Genomic DNA, 18,646 nt, shown 5'->3' with positions numbered 1-18,646 from the left:
GACACGCGGATGCAAACGGGTTTCGGGATCTACGCCAAGATCGCTCACGACATCATCGCCGGCAAGGCCAGCCTGCCGAACCTGCCCGACGCGGCGCTGCGCATCCGCCGCGCCATGCAGGATCCCGACTGCGACCTGGCGCGCATTGAGAGCATCATCAAGACCGATGCCGGACTCTCGGGCTATCTGATCCAGATGGCCAACAGTCCGATGTATCGCGGCTGGCTCGCGACCAAGGATCTCAAGCGCGCGCTCTCGCTGTTCGGCATGGAGATGACGCGCAACCTCTGTCTGGGCTATTCGCTGCGCGCCATGTTCCGCGCGCGCGATCCGCAGCTCAAGGCACTCCTGACGGACCACTGGAAGCGTAGCGCGCATCGCGCCGCCTTCTGCGCCGTACTGGCCGGACAGGTGCGGCGCATCAGTCCGGATCGCGCCCTGCTCGCCGGCCTGTTGCAGCAGATCGGGATGCCGCTGCTCTATGTGCGGCTGGAGAACTACCCCGAGGCCCTGAGCAACCCCGAGATCCTCCAGGATCTGGAAGAGACCTTCTGCGCCACCATCAGCCTGACGCTGCTGGACTCCTGGGGGCTGGACGCGGAATTGCAGGAAGTGGCGCGCAGCCGCCACGTCTGGTCGCGCGAGCATCGCGGCCGGGCCGATCTGGCCGATGTGGTGATGCTGGTCAATCTGCACGAACTTCGGCTGGAGAACGATCCGGCGCGCTATCTGCCCGAGATGCGGAGTCTGCCGGCCTATGAGAAGGTCGACCCGGGTCCGGTCAGCGAGCGGGGGACGCTGGTGGTGCTCGACGAATCGGTCGACATCGCCGCGATCGAGGCAACCATGACCGGCTGAGAGCGCCCCTGGCCTTCACGACCAGTTGCCGTACGGCCATTGAGCCAGATTGACGTTGAAGTAACGCGGATCGTCCGAGACCTCCGACCCGAGCCAGTCGGGGCGAGCGAACACCTCGTCGACCGTCTCCAGCTCCAGCTCGGCCAGCACCAGACCGGCATTGGCGCCGGCGAAGACATCCAGCTCCCATAGATGGCCGCCATGACGCACGCGATAACGGATCTTCTCGATCAGTGGCGAGACGGCCAGTTCGTGCAGCAGCGTCTCGGCGTCGGCGACCGGGATCGGATACTCGAATTCGAGCCGGCTGATTCCCTGGGTCGCGCCCTTGATGGTCAGATAGGCCGTCTCGCCACGGATGCGCACGCGCACGGTGGTGCGTGCATCCTCGGTCAGATAGCCCTGCACGAGCCGGATCTCGTCCTCGACCTGATCGCGCCAGCCATCGCCGACGACCAGGAATTTGCGCTCGATCTCGATGGCCATCGGGTTAGAGCGCCCGATCGGCGACCAGGATGCCGTCCTCGTCGCAGTAAATGTGATCGCCGGGCGCGAAGCGCACGCCGGCAAAGCTCACCGGAATGTCGCGCTGACCCTCGCCGCGCCGCTCGCTCTTGCGCGGAATGCTGGCGAGCGCCTTGATCCCGAGCGGCATCCGGCCGATCTCGACCGTATCGCGCACACAGCCGAAGAGCACCACACCCGCCCAGCCCTGCTCGACTGCGCTCGCGGCGATCAGATCCCCGAGCATGGCACAGCGGCGTGAGCCGCCCGCGTCGACCACCAGCACCCGTCCCGCCCCCGGCTCGGCGAGCGTGGATTTCACGAACGAATTGTCCTCGAAGCACTTGACCGTGACGATGGGGCCATGAAACCGGGATTTTCCGCCGAAATCGCGGAAGATCGGCTCACAGGTCCGAAGATCGTCACCGTATTGATCGTAGAGGTCGGCAGTCTTGAAGGTCATGGGAGGCTCGCTGAAGGTTGGACACACGTCGAAGCGCGTCTCGGAGCAAACATTGCAAACCGGAGCGGATACGCAAGAGGAGTCGGTGCAGTCGGGTGTATTGAACCGTCGAATCGCACCCCGGGCAATGGCCGGTGACAGGATTGAGAGTGATCGCTGCCGGCCCCAGATGATGACACATAAGACAGCGTTTGGCGGCGGCGCCGACCTGCAGTCGAGGATTTGCACCCATGCGCGGGTCGGGTATCCTTCAGGAACTCCGAACGCATCGCCGTGTCTCAGGACCGGCAATCTTTTTCATCGACCATTACATTCACACGACAGGAGTGAATTTCGACATGGCCAATCCGGGTATTTCCTTCGTCAAAACCGCTGATTCGGCGGTCGCGGCCAACAAGGTACTCAAGAACACCTATCTGCTGCTGTCGGCCACGCTCGGCTTCAGCGCCCTGACCGCCATGCTCTCGATCGTGCTGGCCATGCCCTCCTGGGTCTACATGGCGGCCGTCATCGTCTCCATGGTGCTGGGCATGTTCGTGCTGCCGCGCACGGCCAACTCGGCCGCCGGCATCGGCGTCATCTTCCTGATCACGGGTCTGCTCGGCTTCGGGCTCGGCGCCATCCTGACCATGTATCTGGCCCTGCCGCACGGTCCGCAGACCGTGGGTCTGGCCTTCGGCGGCACGGCGGCGATCTTCCTGGGTCTGTCGGGCTATGCGCTCTCCAGCAAGCGTGACTTCAGCTTCATGGGCGGCTTCATCTTCGCCGGCATGATGGTGGTGATGATTGCGGTGATCGCCAACATCTTCCTGCAGATGCCGGCGCTGTCGCTGGCCATCTCCTCGGTCATCATCCTGCTGATGAGCGGCTTCATCCTGTTCGACACCAGCCGGATCGCGCGTGGCGAGGAGACCAACTACATCCTGGCCACCTATGGCCTGTATCTGAGCATCTTCAACATCTTCGTCAGCCTGTTGCAGATCCTCGGCATCATGGGCGGCGACGACTGATCCATCGGCGTTCGCGATTCGTTTCGCCTCCATGCAGCCCCGGCCCCGTGCCGGGGTTTTCGTTTCGAGTCAACCGACGAGGTGCCCCATGGAACTCTTTCTGAAGATCACCGCCGCCATTCTGTTCGGGATGATGCTGTTCTATCTGTGGCCGGTGTACAAGCACTGGCAGGAGAATGGTCCCAAGGCCCAAAAGGGTGACTGGGCAGCGGCCATCCTGCCGCTCGGGGCGGTCGTGGTGTTCGTCGTGCTGCTGGTGCTGGCGGTTCGCTGATGGCTGGATACCGAGCTGTGATAGAGTAGCGCGCTCGTTTGCCAGGAGGATTCACACCATGCCAATCAGGCCCGAACGCTCGACCATCCAAGGATTCTCGATCATCGCGCTGACCACGGCCCTGCTTCTGCTGGCCGGCTGTCAGTTCAATCCGCTCAAGCCCAAATCGGACGACGCTCCGGCCACGAGCACCGCGCTGGAGAGCGCCTGCGCGACCGACTGCGACATGGCCAGGACGCAATGCGAGGAACGGCAGCGACTGCGTGAGCAGCTCTGCCAGGAGCAGACGACACGTCTCCAGAACGACACGACGCCCTGCAATACCACGACCAATCCGCTCTGCCCCAAGCCCACGGCCTGCCTGGGTGAGGATATGGGTCTCTGCGGCGTGCAGCACGCAGAATGCCTGACGCGCTGTGCCGACACACCCGCGCCCGCGCCGACGCCCGCCAAGGATCGAGCCGAATCCTGATGGCCTGGGTCTATCTGTTCGTCGCCGGCCTCTTTGAATGGGGCTGGCCCGTTGGACTCAAACTCGGCCTGACCGAGGATGGCCTGCATTGGGGCTGGATCCTGTTCGCCGTGCTCTGCATGATCGCCAGCGGCGCCCTGCTCCTGATCGCCCAGAAGACCATTCCCATCGGCACGGCCTATGCCGTCTGGACCGGCATCGGCGCCGCCGGAACCTTCGTGCTCGGCATCCTGCTGTTCGGTGAGCCGGCCACGCTTGCGCGCATCTTCTTTGTCGGAGTCATCGTGATCGGCATTCTCGGACTCAAACTGGTGTCGGATTGAGCCGTCGCCCGTGATGCTCGGCTATACCGATTCGACCGGTGATTCGCCATCGTCTCGGCTGGTCCTGGCCTTGCGGCGCGGCAAGACAGGCATCTCCTCATCGACCTCGATCACCCGCAGGGCGCGCTCCTCGGCGGCGAGTCGCCGGGCGGCGATCGCCTTCTCCTGACGCGCCCGCACCGTATAGCCGAGCGCCCCGCCGCCGGCAGCGGCCAGAGTGGCCAATCCCAGCGTCATGAACTGAGCCAGCATCATGGCTACGCCGACACCAAAGGTGCCGCCCACGACCAGGCCGGTCTTGAGACTCACGCCCGCCGAGGCGCGCTTTTTGACTTTGGCCGCCAGATTAGCCGCCTCGCGCGTGGCCTTGACGCGCTGCTGCTCGGCGCGCACCCGAATCTTTTCGCGCTCCTTGGAATGACGCTCGCTGACCCGCGAGACCACGCGATGCCGGTCGGCCGAGACGATGGTGTTGAACCAGAGCGCCACCATCACGGCGATGAATCCGCCCAGGAGAGCGAACAGCGGCCAGGTCGTCATCCAGTCAGTCTGGAGCGCGGTATAGATCAGGAGGACCGTGACCCCTTGCAGCAGCAGGATCCCGATCAGGAAGCGGATAAAACTACCGAGACCAAAGGGAATGATGTTCATGGCTCTGAATCGAAATCAGGGTGATGGGCCGGGGAATGGACCGACCTCAGATCAGGAAGATCCAGCGCTTGCCGTCCGCTTCGCCGCGACCCGGACCGCTTGCCGATCGCGACTTCAGCGACAGTTCGAGCAGACGCTGGCGCAGCGCCGAGAGACTTTCGGGACGGCCGCTCGACTCGGGCGGAATGTCGCGATCATAGGCATCGACGAGGTTGTAGAGATGCTCGGGACCGAGACCGGACAGATCCGCGACCAGTCGCGGGGCCTCGCCGTCCAGCGGCAGCAGACTCGACTCCAGCCCGGACACCAGGAAGGGGCCGGCGCCGCGCTCGATCCGCCCGGCCAGACGCACCTGTCCGCGCTGACGCAAGAGTTCACCGAGCCGGCGGCGCATCAGGTCCGAAAGGTCGACGGCGGCCAGATCCATGAGCGGCGCTGCCGGTGAGCGGCCGGCGCGGATCGGGACGAGGAAGACATGCGCCTCGGCGCTCGGCTCCGAGGTTGTGCCGGATGCGGCCACATAGGTCTCGATCATCCTGAAGAGTTCGCGGTGACGCTCCAGATTCTCTCCGCTGGTACGCTCGAAGCCGTCACCGAGCAGCACGAAGGTATAGAGCCCATAGCCCGGCAAGGCGTCCTCGTAGAGCCGGTTGAGCGCGATATCGGTCACGAGCTGTACGCTCTGGCCCGCCGAGGGGAAATAGAGCATGCCATAGCCCGTGCCATCCGCTTCAGCGTCGTGGGCGCTCATGTCCGGCTCGGAGATGCGTGACCGATCCTCATCGCGGTCGGGTAGCGACGCCGCCGGCCTTGAAGCGGCGACTGGAGCCGGAGCCGCCTCAACCGTCGACGCCGGTCGATCGAGCGTCGCCATGGACGGATGTGTCGACGAAACCACGGACGTCGTCGCGGCACACCCAGCGAGCGTCAGCGTCAGCAGGCCCAGGAGCGACCATCGAGCCATCTGAATCGAGCGAGCGCGAGAAACGAATGTCATGCAGAGGGTGCCAAGCTGTCGAAAGCCTCTCATGATACAGATCGGCGCGTTCAAAATCCTGAACGCTCGCTGACGACTTCGGCCACGGCGGCGCACAGCTGAGCCAGTTCCGCGTCCGAGATCACATAGGGCGGCATCAGATAGACCAGACGCCCGAAAGGACGCACCCAGACACCCGCCTCGACCAGACGGCGCTGGATCTCGCGCATCGGCACCGGGCGCTCCATCTCGACGACGCCGATTCCGCCGAGCACCCGGACCTCGGCCACCCCCGACCGCCCCCGGCAGGGCGCCAGTCCATCCGTCAGGCCGCGTTCGAGACGCAGGATATTGGCCGCCCAGTCCTGCGACAGCAACAGCGCGATACTGGTGTTGGCGATGGCGCAGGCGAGCGGGTTGCCCATGAAGGTTGGACCATGCATGAAGACGCCCGGCTCGCCCGAGGAAATGCCGTCCGCGACCCGTCGGCTGGCGAGCGTGGCGGCCAGCGTCAGATAGCCGCCGGTCAGCGCCTTGCCGAGGGTCAGGATGTCCGGCGCGATCCCGGCGTGCTCGCAGGCGAACAACCGCCCTGTGCGCCCGAAGCCGGTGGCGATCTCGTCGGCGATCAGGAGTACGTCGAAGCGGTCGCAGAGTTCGCGCACCTGCCGCAGATACTCGGCGCTGTAGAAACGCATCCCCCCCGCCCCCTGCACGATCGGCTCCAGGATCACGGCGGCCAGTTCGTGCCGGTGGCGCTCGATGAGTTCGGCGAAGGGCGCGATGTCGGCGTCCGTACAGGGTTCGCCAAAACGACAGCTCGGCGCCGGAGCAAAGATCTGCTCCGGCAGCACGCGGTTGAACAGATGGTGCATCCCCGTGACCGGATCGCACACCGACATGGCATTGAAGGTGTCGCCGTGATAGCCGGAGCGGATGGTCAACAACCGATGGCGCTCGGGTCGTCCGGCCGAGATCCAGAACTGGAGCGCCATCTTGATCGCGACCTCGACCGCGACCGAGCCCGAATCGCACAGAAAGACGTGCTGGAGCGGCTCGGGCGTCAGCTCGACCAGCGAGCGCACCAGACGCATCGCCGGCTCATGGGTCAGGCCGCCGAACATCACATGCGCCATGCGATCGAGCTGATCGCGCGCCGCCTGGTTGAGCACGGGATGGTTGTAGCCGTGGATGGCGCACCACCAGGAGGCCATGCCATCGATCAGGGTCCGCCCGTCCATCAATTCGATCCGGCAGCCGCGCGCCGAGCGTACCGGATAGACCGGATCGCGATCGAGGGTCGAGGTGTAGGGATGCCAGGCGTGAGCCTGGTCGATGGCGAGGACGTCGTCGAGGTTCATCACAGGTCGATACGACTGTCGATCTCGTTCAGCGACACGCCACGCAGGATGCTTTTGATGATGTCGCGACAGGCGGCTTCGTGTTCGGCGCCCTTTCCGCGCCGGGCCGCCGCGAAGAAACGCCCGAGTTCACGCTGATCCTGAGCGCTCAACTCCTCGGCGAACCCGCGCGGACGGATCTCGCGGTCGGGCACCTTGTTCGGATCCTCTTCGTCGGCAGCCTGACGGCCATGCGCCCAGTTCATGGCGCGCGCACTGTAGAGCACGATGCGGTCGAGCAGCACGAAGGGAAAGCGCGGATTGGAGACCGGGCCGATGGTGTAGACATAGGTGTTGGGTGCGCGCTCGATATCGAATTTGGCCAGCGCCTTGCCGCCCATCATGCCCAGGAAGCCGCCGGCCGCCGCGCCGAGCAGGGCGCCGGTGCCGAGCGAATGCCCGGCTGTCGCCAAATCGATGGTCACACCCGAGGCCGCACCCGCCGCCATGCCGACCATCGCCAGCTGACGGCGCGAGAGTCCGAGTGCCTGACCGACATCCTCCGAGAGCAGATCCTGACCCAGGATCGAATCGGGCGGGACGTTCCAGACATTGTGCCGGAAATGGGCGCGAATCTGCTCCTGCGCCTCCACCTCCATCCGGCGCAGACCATCCTCGAACTCGGCCGTGATCTCGGCCTTGACGCGATCGCGCCCGCTCTGAAAGATGACCTTGCCGCTCTTGACCGTGCGCGACACCCTGTAGCTCAACGCCTGTCTGAGCAGGTCGAGGATGGTGCTCACGGCCTGATCAATGCGCCGTTCCCAGTCGTGGGCAAAGGCGTCGACAGCCTCTTCGAGCATCGGCTCCCAGCGCTGATCGATGCTCTTGAGCGCGTTCAGGAGCTTGATGCGCTCATCGTAGGTCGCGCGATGGGCGTTGAACTCGCGCACCGAGTTGAACGCCTTGCTCAGGGCATCGCGCCACTGATCCATGTAGCGGTCCTGACGGCTCAGATTGTTGAGGATCGCCATGCGCGGACGCGCCGTGAGTCGTAGCAGCTCGATCTCGACCCGATCCTTCTCCTTGATGCGCTTGGAGCCATCGACCACCAGGATGATGCCGGCGCCCTCGGCGACCGGATCCATCAGTGCCACATCGTGGGCATAGAGCGGATCGTCGCGATGGGCCTTGACGAAGGCGTGTGCCAGATCCGGGGTGTCATCATGGGCCTGGAACCATTCCAGGATGGCATTGGGGTTCTGGAAGCCGGGTGTGTCGATGAACTCGATGACCGTGCGCCCATCGATCACCACCGGATAGAAGTCGGACTTGGTGGTGGTACCGGCCCGCTTGTCGATCGCAACGCGATCGTTCTCGGTCAGAGTCGCGACCACGGAGGACTTGCCCGCGTTCGGGTGTCCCATGATCGCCAGGCGTGGAATCTTCGCCGCCATCAGTCTTCTCCATCCTCGTTGGGCGGGGTCAACATCTCCAGACGCAGATAGGGATCGGCCATCTGATCGATCTTGGACTGCCAGTCGCGATAGTCGAAGGCGCGCAGCGGGGGCAGCCGGTCGTCGTCGCCCGGGTCGCCGACCAGGGCCAGGAGCATCTGGGCCTCGGAGCCGGCAACGGCACGCAGTTCGCGCAGGAAGACCAGATTCTCGGTGATCGGCGGCTGGGAGCCGTCCTGGATCACGGCGATCCGGGGCGGTGGCGCCTGCCAGTTGCCCTCATCGATCATGGACAGCGCGCGCGCCGTCATCTGGCTGCCGGCGCCGAAGGTCGCTTGGGCGCCTACGCGCCAGCCGCTGAGGTCGAGCAGCAGTTGCTCCAGACGCGGCCGATCCTCGGGTTCGAGCACATCATCGACGTCGACATGGATCAGCAGCAGACAGGCGTCCGGACTGTACTCGGTTGCGCCCGCGCGCGGGACGACTGGAGCCTGAACGGGCGGCTCTGGCTCTGGCTCTGGCTCTGGCTCTGGCTCTGGCTCTGGCTCTGGCTCTGGCTCTGGCTCTGGCTCTGGCTCTGGCTCTGGCTCTGGCTCTGGCTCTGGCTCTGGCTCTGGCTCTGGCTCTGGCTCTGGCTCTGGCTCTGGCTCTGGCTCTGGCTCTGGCTCTGGCTCTGGCAAGGATTGTGGCTCGACAGGCGTCTCGGGTCGAGACGCGGACTCCGGCTCAGACACGGATTCGGACTCGATCACAGGCTCCGGTTCGGCCTCGGCGCGCGACTCGGGTTCCGGCTCCAATTCTGGCGGCGGAGTTGGCTGTAACGCGGACTCTGGAGCCTGCTTCAGCTCAGAGGCTGACTCGGTTTCGGATTGCGGCTGAGTGTCGGGCCGGGACTCGGGCGCCTGTTCCGGTGTTGCACCATGTGTCTCAGACTCGGGTTCTGCCGCACGCTTTGGCTCCTGCCGTGGTTCACATGCAGCCGTCGCGTCATCGGGCACTGGCGCTTCGGCCACAGATGGCGCAGGTATCGGCTTGGCAACAGGTGCGATCCCGTCGCTTCGCGCCTCGGTTGAAACCGTCTCAGCGCGATTCGGGTGCTCGTCACGCCAGGGACGGCGACTGACGGGTGGCCCTTCCGTCTTGAGCGGACCGACCAGTCCGGTGCGCGGCTTGCCGGGGGGGATCTCGGCCGGGATGTGCATCTCCGGCCCCTGCCCCGTTTCGCCGGTATGGGTGTCCAAACGCGGCGTGAGCATCCGCGCATAGAGCGCCTGGAGTCGCCCGTGCGTGAAGGTCAGGCGCTTGAGGGTGAGCCGCTGCGCCAGGATCGAGCCGATCAAGAGCAGCAGACGCGGCAGCAGACCATAGGTGATGACGGCGAGTACCAGGAACCAGCGCCAGGAACGAAGATGCTCGGGATTGGGCTTGAAACCTGTCCCGATCACGGCCCACTGTTCAAGGTAGACCCGCGACCCCTCGATCTGCTCCAGGGTCGGATAACCGGCGCCCTCGCCGAACAGCCAGCTCCAGGGCGCCGCGATCAAGCGCACCAGGTCATAGATGGTCTGCGGATGAGCCGCCAGCGAAGTGCCCCAGCCGAAGGCGATATCGGTGAACCATTCGAGCACGATGGTGGTGAGGATGGCCCCCAGATTGAAGGCGACACCGAACACTTGCAGCGGAATCAGCAGCGACAGGATCGAGAGCGGCCCGTAGACGCTGAAATGCGCACGCACCAGCCCCTTGGTCGACAGCGCGCGCTCGCGGATCTCCTGGGGCGAGCGAGCCAGATGCTGCTCCTGGAGCCAGTGCGCGACCTTCTCCAGCGCCGGCTGGATCAGATGACTCAGCAGCCAGGACTCATCGACGCCGGCCTGACGCTGCCGCAGCGAGCGACGCAGCCAGGTCCAGATGACCCCGACCGACAGCACGAACTGCACCACCACCAGCAGGAACACGAACCAGGGCACGCTGATGGGCAGATGCCCGTCGTAGTCGAGCAGGGTCGAGGTCAAACTGATACCGAGCACGAACCCCAGCAGCCCCAGGATCCAGAGTCCCAGTCGCTGGGCCTGGGCAAAGGCCATGCCGGGCAACAACGGTCTGAGCGCGGGATCCTCGTCGGCGCGCCGGGCCTTCAGCCACAGGCGCAGACTCAGACGACGATGCTCGGGGCTATGCGGTGATGTGCCGCCGAGGTCGCGCTCGACGCGGTCCAGATAGATCGCGCGGTCGCGTTCGGCCAGCGTCTTGCGCGACGAAGGGCGCTCGCGCAGCTCGCGCTCGTCGGCGTCGAGGTAATACTCCAGGTCGATGAGATCGGCGGCTGTCCAGTCCGCGACCCTGACGGGCGTGCCCTCGGTACGGCTCGAATCGTCTGCTGAGTGTCGTGGATCCATGGCCTGTGCGTATCGTTGTAGGCAGCGAAATGCCGCGTCCGCCAGCACGGACGCGGCCTGAAGCCTGGATGATCCCACAGACGGGACTTGGATTCACGTGCCAGAGACCCTGGCCCCCAGCCGGGCCTCGACGCTATCCCGTCCCGAAGGTGGAGATGGAGCCGCCGTCCAGACCGGACGGCCGGTGGCCCGATCGATCAGACGTCGAACGGATGACGCCGGATCAGGGTCTCCATCCGATCCGGACCGGTCGAGATGAGGTCGATCGGCAGACCGCTCAGTTGCTCGATGGTCTCCAGATAGCGGCGCGCGTTGGCGGGCAACGCCTCCAGCGACGAGACACCGGCGGTGGATTCGTTCCAGCCGGGACACTCGATGTAGCGCGGCTGGCAGCGCTCGAAAGAATCGGCGCCGACCGGCGGAGCGTCGACGTCCTGACCGTCGAGATGGTAGCTGGTGCAGATCTTGATCGTCTCCAGCCCGTCGAGCACGTCGAGCTTGGTGATGCAGATGCCGGTGACGCTGTTGATGGCGAACGAGCGCTTGAGTGCCACCATGTCGAGCCAGCCGCAACGGCGCTTGCGCCCGGTGGTGGCGCCGAACTCGTTGCCCCGCGTGCCCAGATACTCGCCCACGTCATCGTGCAGTTCGGTTGGGAAGGGACCGGCTCCGACGCGCGTCGTATAAGCCTTGACGATACCGAGCACATAGTCGAGATCGCGCGGACCCACGCCACTGCCGCTCGCCGCCCCGCCCGCCGTGGTGGTCGAGGAGGTGACATAGGGATAGGTGCCGTGGTCGATGTCGAGCAGTGCGCCCTGCGCGCCCTCGAACAGCACGTCATGGCCCTGGGCGCGCAGACTGTGCAGCAGACCGGGCACGTCGACCACCAGCGGACGCAGACGCTCGGCCTGAACCAGCGCCTCGTCGAGCACGGCCTGGACGTCCACCGCCTCGGTCTCGTAGTAGTTGACGAGCGCGAAGTTGTGATACTCCATCACCTCGCGCAAACGCTCCTCGAAGTGCTTGGCGTCGAGCAGTTCGCCCAGACGGATGCCGCGCCGCGAGGTCTTGTCCTCGTAGGCCGGACCGATGCCGCGTCCGGTGGTGCCGATCGCCTTGGCGCCGCGCTTGCGTTCACGCGCCTGATCGAGCGCGATGTGATAGGGCAGAATCAGCGGACAGGCGGCGCTGATGCCCAGACGCTCGGTCGCGGGCACGCCGGCGCGCTCCAGCATGTCGAGTTCATCGAACAGGGCCGACGGCGAGAGCACCACGCCATTGCCGATCAGACACTTTACGTTGTCGCGCAGAATGCCCGAGGGCACCAGATGCAGCACGGTCTTTTCGCCGTCGATGACCAGGGTATGGCCGGCATTGTGACCGCCCTGGAAGCGAACCACGGCCGCCGCACGGTCGGTCAGCAGGTCGACGACCTTACCCTTGCCCTCATCACCCCATTGGGTGCCAATCACAACGACGTTATTGCCCATCTGTCACGCTTCCAAAATGTATGAAGAGAAAGTTGATGATCGAGCCGCCTACGGCAACGGGCGCACATGCCAGCGCCCGTCGTGATACTCCAGGCGCTCATCGCAGCCGAGCTCGCGCAGATCCGGGTCGAGTCCCGGTAACGCCTGGATCACACACCGTCCGGAGGCACGCAGAGTCTCGACGGTCTCGCGCAAAGCCGGATCGTTCGACCAGGGCGCCAGGACGGCTCCGGGCCGGCGATAGCGCTCATCCAGTCCCCGGCCATGCTGAAGCAGCCCCTTGAGATCGGCGCTGAAACCGACCGCCGGACGCGCCCGACCGAAGACGCGCCCGATGTCGTCATAGCGCCCGCCGCGCGCGACTTCCAGACCCCAGCCCGGCACGAAGGCGGCGAAGACCACGCCGGTCTTGTAACGATAGCCGCGCAGTTCGGCCAGATCGTAATGGATCGAGACCTCAGGCAGCCAGTGATTGAGTTCCTCGGCCAGCCGGCGCAGATAGTCGAGCGCCTCACGCACCGGACGATCCGCCGCCGCCAGTACCTGAGCCGCCCGCTCGAGTGCATCGCTGCCGTTGAGTTCGGCCAGGGCCACCAGCATCCCGGCCGGCGCGCCGGTCAGCCCGAAGTCGCCGATCAGCGACTCGATCTCGGGGATGGCCTTGCGCTGGAGCGCGTCGAACAGCGCATGTTCCTGCGCCGCATCGAGTCCGGCCTGACGCGCCAGTCCGCGATAGATCCCGACATGCCCCAGATCCAGATAGGTCTCGGCGATCCCGGCCGTGCGCAGCGTCAAGAGCACCAGCCGCAGGATCTCGGTATCGCTCTCGATGCCGGCGTGACCATAGATCTCGGCGCCGAGCTGGAGCGGACTGCGGGTGCCGGCGAAGCCGTCCGGGCGCGTGTGGAGCACGGTCCCGAGATAGCACAGCCGGGTCGGCGCCTCGCGGCGCAGATGATGGGCATCCATGCGCGCCACCTGGGGCGTCATGTCGGCGCGCACGCCCAGCAGACGCCCGGTGAGCTGATCGGTGAGCTTGAAGGTCTGGAGATCCAGATCCTGCCCGGTCCCGGTCAGGAGCGAATCGAGATAATCGATGAAGGGCGGAATAACCAGCTCATAGCCCCAGCTCGCGTAGAGATCCAGCAGCTCGCGGCGCAGACCCTCGACGATCCGGGCCTGGGGCGGCAGAACTTCCTCGATGCCGGCGGGCAGCAGCCAGCGTTCCTCGTTCATGGATGACATGATGACAGTTGGGCGGCAGAGTTTCGGGTTCGGTTGAACAGCGGGATTCAGTTGACCAGATACAACAGTCCGAGACCCGAGATCATGCTGACGAGTCCAGCCAGGCGCAGCGAGCGTTCGCTTTCGAGCGCGACCATCGCCAGCAGACGCCGGAAGCTGATCGGGCTGAGGAAGGGCCAGATCCCCTCGATGATGAACACGAGCGAGAGGGCGACCAGGATGTCATGCACGATGATGAAAGGATCCCGCGAGATTGATCGAGAGTGGCCCGGAGCACACGACGGCCGGGCACGCCAAAGGGCATTATCCTCTCAGAGGATCGGGGATTTGTCCAATGGCTGGAGACGTCGGCAGTGCGGGTCTCCAGCCATTGGGATCAGGGCTGTCCGCTCGACTCGCGGAAGAAGCGGAAAAAGTCCGAGTCCGGTTCCAGCACCATCACGCTGCCGCCCTGACCGAAACTCTCGCGATAGGCGGCGAGACTGCGATAGAAGGCGTAGAACTCGGGGTTCGCGGTAAACGCGCTGGCATAGATCTCAGCCGACTTGGCGTCGCCTTCACCCCGGATCTCCTCGGACTCTTTGTAGGCCTCGGCGATGATGACGGTGCGCTGACGGTCGGCATCGGCGCGGATACGCTCGGCCGCCTCGGCACCCTTGGCGCGCAGATCGCGGGCCACGCGCTCACGCTCGGCGCGCATCCGCTGGTAGACCGACTCGCTGACCTCGGGCGGCAGGTCGATCTTCTTGACCCGCACGTCGACGACCTCGACACCCAGATCGGCCGCGTTGGCGTTGACGTCCTTGGTCAGCGCCTCCATCAGCGCCAGCCGGTCGTCCGAAACGACTTCCTGGATGGTGCGCTTGCCGAATTCGTCGCGCAGACTGGTGTTGATGCGCTCGGATAGCAGCCGGCTGGTGCGCGCGTTGTTGCCGCCGGTCGAGCGCAGGAACTGCGCCGGACGTGCGATGCGCCACTTGGCGTAGGAATCGACGATCACGTCTTTCTTCTCGATCGTCAGGAACCGCTCGGGCTGCGAATCGAGCGTCTGCAAACGCCGGTCGAACTTGCGGATCTGGTTGATGATCGGGATCTTGAAGTGCAGCCCAGGCGCATAGGTATCGGAGACGATCTCACCCAGACGCAGCTTGAGCGCGACTTCGTACTCGCGCACCACGAAGGTGAAGCTGGAGAAGAAGATCACGACCGCCGCCAGACCGACCGGCAGCCAGGTCTTGATCAGATTGGACTGGCGCATCAGCGAACCCTCCGCTCACGATCGACTGCCCGCAGCGGCGCCTCGACCCGTTCAGGCCGTGCCGGCGACCCATTGACGGCCGGCTGAGCCGGCGGCTCGGATGGAGTCTGAGTCTGCGTCTGCTTCATGAGCTGGTCGATGGGGAGATACATGAGACTGTTGGCGCCATCGGTCACGTCGAGCACCACCTTGCCGTTCTTGCTGAGCACCTCTTCCATGGTCTCCAGATAGAGACGCTGACGGGTGACTTCGGGCGCCTTGCTGTACTCGGCGAGCACGGCCGAGAAGCGCGCGGCCTCACCCTCGGAGGAGGCGATCACGCGATCGCGATACGCCTTGGCGTCGGCGAGGATGCGGGCGGCATTGCCTCGGGCGCTGGGCAGCACCTCGTTGGAGTAGGCCTCGGCCTGGTTCTCCAGGCGCTCTTTGTCCTCGCGCGCCTTGATGGCGTCGTCGAAGGCGGCCTTGACCTGCTCGGGCGGCTTGGCCGGCTGCATGTTGACCGAGGTGACGATCAGGCCGGTCTTGTAGCGATCCATCAGTTTCTGGATGCGCTCCTTGATGGTGACGGCCACGGCGCCACGGCCTTCGGTCATGACGAAATCGAGCTTGCTCTGACCGATGACCACGCGCGCGACCGTGACGGTGGCGTCGTTGAGCGTGCGCTCGGGATCCTGGTCCTGGAACAGATAGTCGGCTGCATCCTGGATGCGCGACTGGACCGTCAGCTCGAGTTCGACGATGTTCTCGTCCTGGGTGAGCATGGCGGCGCGATGGGTCAGGGTCGAGATCTCGTCGACATTGACCTTGACCACGGACTCGATCGGTAGCGGGATATGCCAGTGCGGCCCCGGCCCCGTGGTATCGACATAGCGCCCGAAGCGCATCACCACGCCGCGCTCGGCCGGCTCGACGATATAGATGCCGGTCGCCAGCCAGATGACGATCAGGACACCGATGATGGCACCGACGACCTTGGTGCTGAGCCGACCGCCGCCACCCGGATGTCCGCCGGACGCCCCGCCGCCGCCGGGCGGCTGCTGGCCGCCGAACAGACCGCCGAGCCGCTCCTGGAGCTTGCGCACCACTTCGTCGAGATCCGGCGGGCCTTGCTCACCGCCGCCCTTGCCGCTCCAGGGGTCTTTTGGACCGCCACCTGGTTCATTCCAGGCCATAGCTTCTCCGTCTTTCTATATCAGAATGTTCATCGATCGATGGCACCCGATTGTACGGGAGCCGGTCCGATCACGGCAAACGCGCCCGCAGACGCTCCAGATCCACGCGCGCGATCTCGCAGCGCAGTTTCCAGCCGCCCGAGTCGAGCGGGCGATCCTCGATCACACGCGCGTGCTGGTAGAGCCAGGCGCGTCGACGGCCATCGGTGGCGTCCAGATCGAAGGTCTCGATCAGTCGTTCACCGCCGGTCAGTTCGATCAGCGCCTGACGCAGCAGATCCAGTCCCTCGCCCGTGCGCGCCGAGACCCAGACCCGTACCGGGCGTCCCTCGGCGTCGCGCTCCAGACGGGCCGTCTCGCCCTCCAGCCGGTCGATCTTGTTGAAGACCTCCAGCCGAGGCCGCTCATGGCTGCCGATCTCGGCGAGCACGGTCTCGACATCGGCCATCAGGCGCGGTCGATTGGCCGCCGCCGCGTCGATCACGTGCAGCAGCAGGCTGGCGCCGCGCGTCTCCTCCAGCGTCGAGCGGAAAGCGGCAACCAGCTCGTGCGGCAACCGGCTGACAAAACCCACGGTGTCGGCCAGCAGGACATGACCGCCGCTGGGCAGATCCAGCCGCCGCAGGGTCGGATCCAGGGTCGCGAACAGTTGATCGGCTTCCAGCACGCCCGCTTCCGTCAGCCCATTGAATAGGGTCGACTTGCCGGCATTGGTATAGCCGACCAGCGAGACCACCGGCAACTCGGCCTTGGCGCGCGCCTTGCGCCCCTGGGCGCGCTGGCCCTCGATGCGCTGGAGCCGGCGCTCCAGCATGGCCACGCGCGTGGCCAGCAGACGGCGGTCGGTTTCCAGCTGCGTCTCGCCCGGACCGCGCAGACCGATGCCGCCCTTCTGGCGTTCCAGGTGAGTCCAGCCGCGCACCAGCCGGGTCGAGAGATGCTTGAGCTGGGCCAGTTCGACCTGGAGCTTGCCCTCGAAGGAGCGCGCGCGCTGGGCGAAGATGTCGAGGATCAACCCGGAACGGTCGATCACCCGGCATTGCAGCAGACGTTCCAGGTTGCGCTCCTGAGCCGGGCTGAGCGGATGATTGAAGATGACCAGCTCGGACTCGGTCGCCGCCACCAGCGCCCTGAGTTCCTCGGCCTTACCCGAGCCGATGAACAGGCGCGAGTCGGGCGTGGCGCGCGAGCCGCCGATGCTCCCCACCACCTCGGCGCCGGCGGCCTGAGCGAGCAGCACGAATTCCTCGCGCTCGTCGGCCTCGCTCGCCGGTCCGCGCCCGATGTCGAGATCGACCAGCACCGCCCGTTCGCCGGCCTTGGGCCGCTCGAAGACGAGCGACGGGCCGACGGCGACAGGCCGAGCCTCGACGGACGGAACCGCTACGGGTGTATCGTTCAATGCGCCTCCGGCTCAGCGCCGTCGGTGTCGCTCGTCGGCAGCCGGACGTTGCGCGCCGGGACCACGGTCGAGATGGCGTGCTTGTAGATCATCTGGCTGACGTTGTTCTTGAGCAGCACCACGAACTGGTCGAACGACTCGATCTGGCCCTGAAGCTTGATGCCGTTGACCAGGAAGATGGAGACTGGAACGCGCTCCTTCCGTAGAGCGTTGAGAAAGGGATCTTGAAGACTCTGTCCCTTGGACATGAGGTTGGCTCCTTGTTGTTTTGGATGAAGCAGGTGTGCCCGGCTGAAAACCGCCTCGACCTCGGGTCGCGAGGTCGGGCCGAATGCGGAGGGGTGGCAGCCGGGACGAACCACCGCTCCGCGCAAGACTCTCCAGTGAATGCATCAGGTGTCGTTCAGGCGGCCATCAAACGGCGAACCTGTGGACTGTCCCTCGTCCTTGAGTGTGGACGCGATGAGCCTGAGTGCGGTCGTCAACGGATCAGGTTCATCGTCGAGCCAGTGACAGTCCGGCTCGGCACGCAGCCAGGTCATCTGCCGCTTGGCGAGTTGACGGGTGGCGATGATGCCGCGTTGCACCATGTCTTCCCAAGTGCTTTCGCCGAGCAGATAGTTCAAGACCTGCCGGTAGCCGACGCAGCGCATCGAAGGCAGATCCGGCGTCAGATCGCCGCGCGCCCAGAGCCGAGAGACCTCGTCGACCAAGCCAAGTTCCAGCATGACGCGAAAACGGTGCTCGATGCGTGCGTGCAGGATGGCACGGTCGCCCGGCGCGCGTACAAGTTTCAGCAGCCTGAATGGCAGGGCTGTGTGTTCGGCGTCGCGAATCAGGTCACTCATCGCACGTCCGCTGAGCGCCTGGACTTCCAGCGCACGCTGAATGCGCTGGGGGTCGTTGGGATGGATGCGCCTGGCGGCGTCCGGGTCGAGTTCGGCCAGACGCGCGTGCATGGCAGCCCAGCCGAGGCGCTCGGCTTCCGCTTCCAGTTCGGCGCGCACCTCGGCATCGGCGCTCGGCAGCCGTGCCAATCCCTGTTGCAGGGCACGGAAATAGAGCATGGTGCCGCCGACCAGGAGCGGAATGCGTCCGCGTGCGCTGATCTCGGTCATGGCGGCGAGAGCGTCTTCGCGAAAGCGCGCGGTCGAATAGGACTCGGTCGGGTCGAGGATGTCGATGAGGCGATGCGGGGCGCGCGCCAGGATCTCGGGGTCGGGCTTGGCGGTGCCGATGTCCAGACCGCGATAGATCATGGCCGAGTCGACGCTGATGATCTCGCACGGCAGACGCTCGGCCAGTCGGATGGCCAGATCGGTCTTGCCCGAGGCGGTCGGCCCCAT

General features: G+C 65.4%; 20 protein-coding genes. 5 read left to right on the top strand and 15 right to left on the bottom strand.

Features of this window, described 5'->3' with window-relative positions:
• Positions 1 to 9: 9 nt before the first annotated feature.
• The gene (locus ALVIN_RS06135) at positions 10 to 858 is read left to right on the top strand and encodes an HDOD domain-containing protein (RefSeq protein WP_012970455.1); all 849 of its coding nucleotides are present in this window, start codon (positions 10 to 12) and stop codon (positions 856 to 858) included.
• 15 nt (positions 859 to 873) lie between these two features.
• Here ALVIN_RS06135 and ALVIN_RS06130 read toward each other — a convergent pair whose 3' ends face one another.
• Both ALVIN_RS06130 and rraA read right to left on the bottom strand, forming a co-directional pair.
• Positions 874 to 1,344, bottom strand: a complete 471-nt coding sequence (locus ALVIN_RS06130) for a CYTH domain-containing protein (protein WP_012970454.1) — start codon at positions 1,342 to 1,344, stop codon at positions 874 to 876.
• Positions 1,345 to 1,348: 4 nt separating this feature from the next.
• Positions 1,349 to 1,825, bottom strand: coding sequence for a ribonuclease E activity regulator RraA (gene rraA, locus ALVIN_RS06125; RefSeq protein WP_012970453.1), 477 nt, complete (start codon positions 1,823 to 1,825; stop codon positions 1,349 to 1,351).
• Between the two features lie 338 nt (positions 1,826 to 2,163).
• Between rraA and ALVIN_RS06120 the strand changes: the two genes are divergently transcribed.
• The 4 genes from ALVIN_RS06120 to ALVIN_RS06105 all read left to right on the top strand — a co-directional run bounded on the left by ALVIN_RS06120 (position 2,164) and on the right by ALVIN_RS06105 (position 3,904).
• On the top strand, positions 2,164 to 2,835 hold the full coding sequence (locus tag ALVIN_RS06120) for a Bax inhibitor-1/YccA family protein (protein ID WP_043796037.1): 672 nt from the start codon (positions 2,164 to 2,166) through the stop codon (positions 2,833 to 2,835).
• Positions 2,836 to 2,923: 88 nt separating this feature from the next.
• Entirely contained in the window at positions 2,924 to 3,109 is a 186-nt protein-coding gene (locus tag ALVIN_RS06115; protein ID WP_012970451.1) for a hypothetical protein, read from the top strand.
• A 58-nt stretch (positions 3,110 to 3,167) separates the two neighbouring features.
• Positions 3,168 to 3,581, top strand: coding sequence for a hypothetical protein (locus ALVIN_RS06110; RefSeq protein ID WP_012970450.1), 414 nt, complete (start codon positions 3,168 to 3,170; stop codon positions 3,579 to 3,581).
• Positions 3,581 to 3,904: a DMT family transporter gene (locus tag ALVIN_RS06105; RefSeq protein ID WP_012970449.1), complete on the top strand. Its 324-nt coding sequence runs from the start codon at positions 3,581 to 3,583 to the stop codon at positions 3,902 to 3,904. Before ALVIN_RS06110 ends, ALVIN_RS06105 begins: the two co-directional genes overlap by 1 nt.
• A gap of 21 nt (positions 3,905 to 3,925) precedes the next feature.
• Here ALVIN_RS06105 and ALVIN_RS06100 read toward each other — a convergent pair whose 3' ends face one another.
• From ALVIN_RS06100 to miaA, 13 genes are all read right to left on the bottom strand, one after another.
• Positions 3,926 to 4,555 carry a hypothetical protein gene (locus ALVIN_RS06100; RefSeq protein ID WP_012970448.1) on the bottom strand — a complete coding sequence of 210 codons (630 nt, stop codon included), beginning with the start codon at positions 4,553 to 4,555 and terminating at the stop codon, positions 3,926 to 3,928.
• 46 nt (positions 4,556 to 4,601) lie between these two features.
• Positions 4,602 to 5,306 (bottom strand): hypothetical protein, encoded by a 705-nt coding sequence (locus tag ALVIN_RS06095; protein WP_012970447.1) that lies wholly within the window; start codon positions 5,304 to 5,306, stop codon positions 4,602 to 4,604.
• Between the two features lie 296 nt (positions 5,307 to 5,602).
• Entirely contained in the window at positions 5,603 to 6,892 is a 1,290-nt protein-coding gene (bioA, locus tag ALVIN_RS06090; protein ID WP_012970446.1) for an adenosylmethionine--8-amino-7-oxononanoate transaminase, read from the bottom strand.
• Positions 6,892 to 8,328 (bottom strand): GTPase/DUF3482 domain-containing protein, encoded by a 1,437-nt coding sequence (locus tag ALVIN_RS06085; RefSeq protein ID WP_012970445.1) that lies wholly within the window; start codon positions 8,326 to 8,328, stop codon positions 6,892 to 6,894. Before ALVIN_RS06085 ends, bioA begins: the two co-directional genes overlap by 1 nt.
• Positions 8,328 to 10,727: a DUF2868 domain-containing protein gene (locus tag ALVIN_RS18285; RefSeq protein ID WP_012970444.1), complete on the bottom strand. Its 2,400-nt coding sequence runs from the start codon at positions 10,725 to 10,727 to the stop codon at positions 8,328 to 8,330. The genes ALVIN_RS06085 and ALVIN_RS18285 overlap by 1 nt, the downstream gene beginning before the upstream one ends.
• 197 nt (positions 10,728 to 10,924) lie before the next feature.
• Positions 10,925 to 12,220, bottom strand: coding sequence for an adenylosuccinate synthase (locus tag ALVIN_RS06075; RefSeq protein WP_012970443.1), 1,296 nt, complete (start codon positions 12,218 to 12,220; stop codon positions 10,925 to 10,927).
• Between the two features lie 48 nt (positions 12,221 to 12,268).
• A complete protein-coding gene (locus ALVIN_RS06070) occupies positions 12,269 to 13,456 on the bottom strand; it encodes an ATP phosphoribosyltransferase regulatory subunit (protein WP_012970442.1) in 1,188 nt (395 codons plus the stop codon).
• A gap of 56 nt (positions 13,457 to 13,512) precedes the next feature.
• On the bottom strand, positions 13,513 to 13,695 hold the full coding sequence (locus ALVIN_RS06065; RefSeq protein WP_012970441.1) for a DUF2065 domain-containing protein: 183 nt from the start codon (positions 13,693 to 13,695) through the stop codon (positions 13,513 to 13,515).
• A gap of 146 nt (positions 13,696 to 13,841) precedes the next feature.
• Entirely contained in the window at positions 13,842 to 14,723 is an 882-nt protein-coding gene (hflC, locus tag ALVIN_RS06060) for a protease modulator HflC (RefSeq protein WP_012970440.1), read from the bottom strand.
• On the bottom strand, positions 14,723 to 15,898 hold the full coding sequence (gene hflK, locus ALVIN_RS06055) for an FtsH protease activity modulator HflK (RefSeq protein WP_012970439.1): 1,176 nt from the start codon (positions 15,896 to 15,898) through the stop codon (positions 14,723 to 14,725). The genes hflC and hflK overlap by 1 nt, the downstream gene beginning before the upstream one ends.
• A gap of 70 nt (positions 15,899 to 15,968) precedes the next feature.
• On the bottom strand, positions 15,969 to 17,300 hold the full coding sequence (hflX, locus tag ALVIN_RS06050; RefSeq protein WP_012970438.1) for a ribosome rescue GTPase HflX: 1,332 nt from the start codon (positions 17,298 to 17,300) through the stop codon (positions 15,969 to 15,971).
• Positions 17,297 to 17,548, bottom strand: coding sequence for an RNA chaperone Hfq (hfq, locus tag ALVIN_RS06045; RefSeq protein WP_012970437.1), 252 nt, complete (start codon positions 17,546 to 17,548; stop codon positions 17,297 to 17,299). Before hfq ends, hflX begins: the two co-directional genes overlap by 4 nt.
• Before the next feature lie 144 nt (positions 17,549 to 17,692).
• Positions 17,693 to 18,646 carry a tRNA (adenosine(37)-N6)-dimethylallyltransferase MiaA gene (gene miaA / locus ALVIN_RS06040; RefSeq protein WP_050750360.1) on the bottom strand — a complete coding sequence of 318 codons (954 nt, stop codon included), beginning with the start codon at positions 18,644 to 18,646 and terminating at the stop codon, positions 17,693 to 17,695.

This window comes from Allochromatium vinosum DSM 180 (assembly GCF_000025485.1).
Lineage (GTDB): Bacteria > Pseudomonadota > Gammaproteobacteria > Chromatiales > Chromatiaceae > Thermochromatium > Thermochromatium vinosum.
Note: the sequence above shows the minus strand (reverse complement) of the source record. Positions and strands in the feature narration are given on the sequence as shown.

Coding starts and splice junctions, on each gene's coding strand:
- ALVIN_RS06135 (WP_012970455.1), top strand. CDS start 10: ATGCAAACGGGTTTCGGGATCTACGCCAAGATCGCTCACGACATCATC.
- ALVIN_RS06130 (WP_012970454.1), bottom strand. CDS start 1,344: ATGGCCATCGAGATCGAGCGCAAATTCCTGGTCGTCGGCGATGGCTGG.
- rraA (WP_012970453.1), bottom strand. CDS start 1,825: ATGACCTTCAAGACTGCCGACCTCTACGATCAATACGGTGACGATCTT.
- ALVIN_RS06120 (WP_043796037.1), top strand. CDS start 2,164: ATGGCCAATCCGGGTATTTCCTTCGTCAAAACCGCTGATTCGGCGGTC.
- ALVIN_RS06115 (WP_012970451.1), top strand. CDS start 2,924: ATGGAACTCTTTCTGAAGATCACCGCCGCCATTCTGTTCGGGATGATG.
- ALVIN_RS06110 (WP_012970450.1), top strand. CDS start 3,168: ATGCCAATCAGGCCCGAACGCTCGACCATCCAAGGATTCTCGATCATC.
- ALVIN_RS06105 (WP_012970449.1), top strand. CDS start 3,581: ATGGCCTGGGTCTATCTGTTCGTCGCCGGCCTCTTTGAATGGGGCTGG.
- ALVIN_RS06100 (WP_012970448.1), bottom strand. CDS start 4,555: ATGAACATCATTCCCTTTGGTCTCGGTAGTTTTATCCGCTTCCTGATC.
- ALVIN_RS06095 (WP_012970447.1), bottom strand. CDS start 5,306: ATGAGCGCCCACGACGCTGAAGCGGATGGCACGGGCTATGGCATGCTC.
- bioA (WP_012970446.1), bottom strand. CDS start 6,892: ATGAACCTCGACGACGTCCTCGCCATCGACCAGGCTCACGCCTGGCAT.
- ALVIN_RS06085 (WP_012970445.1), bottom strand. CDS start 8,328: ATGGCGGCGAAGATTCCACGCCTGGCGATCATGGGACACCCGAACGCG.
- ALVIN_RS18285 (WP_012970444.1), bottom strand. CDS start 10,727: ATGGATCCACGACACTCAGCAGACGATTCGAGCCGTACCGAGGGCACG.
- ALVIN_RS06075 (WP_012970443.1), bottom strand. CDS start 12,220: ATGGGCAATAACGTCGTTGTGATTGGCACCCAATGGGGTGATGAGGGC.
- ALVIN_RS06070 (WP_012970442.1), bottom strand. CDS start 13,456: ATGAACGAGGAACGCTGGCTGCTGCCCGCCGGCATCGAGGAAGTTCTG.
- hflC (WP_012970440.1), bottom strand. CDS start 14,723: ATGCGCCAGTCCAATCTGATCAAGACCTGGCTGCCGGTCGGTCTGGCG.
- hflK (WP_012970439.1), bottom strand. CDS start 15,898: ATGGCCTGGAATGAACCAGGTGGCGGTCCAAAAGACCCCTGGAGCGGC.
- hfq (WP_012970437.1), bottom strand. CDS start 17,548: ATGTCCAAGGGACAGAGTCTTCAAGATCCCTTTCTCAACGCTCTACGG.
- miaA (WP_050750360.1), bottom strand. CDS start 18,646: ATGGGGCCGACCGCCTCGGGCAAGACCGATCTGGCCATCCGACTGGCC.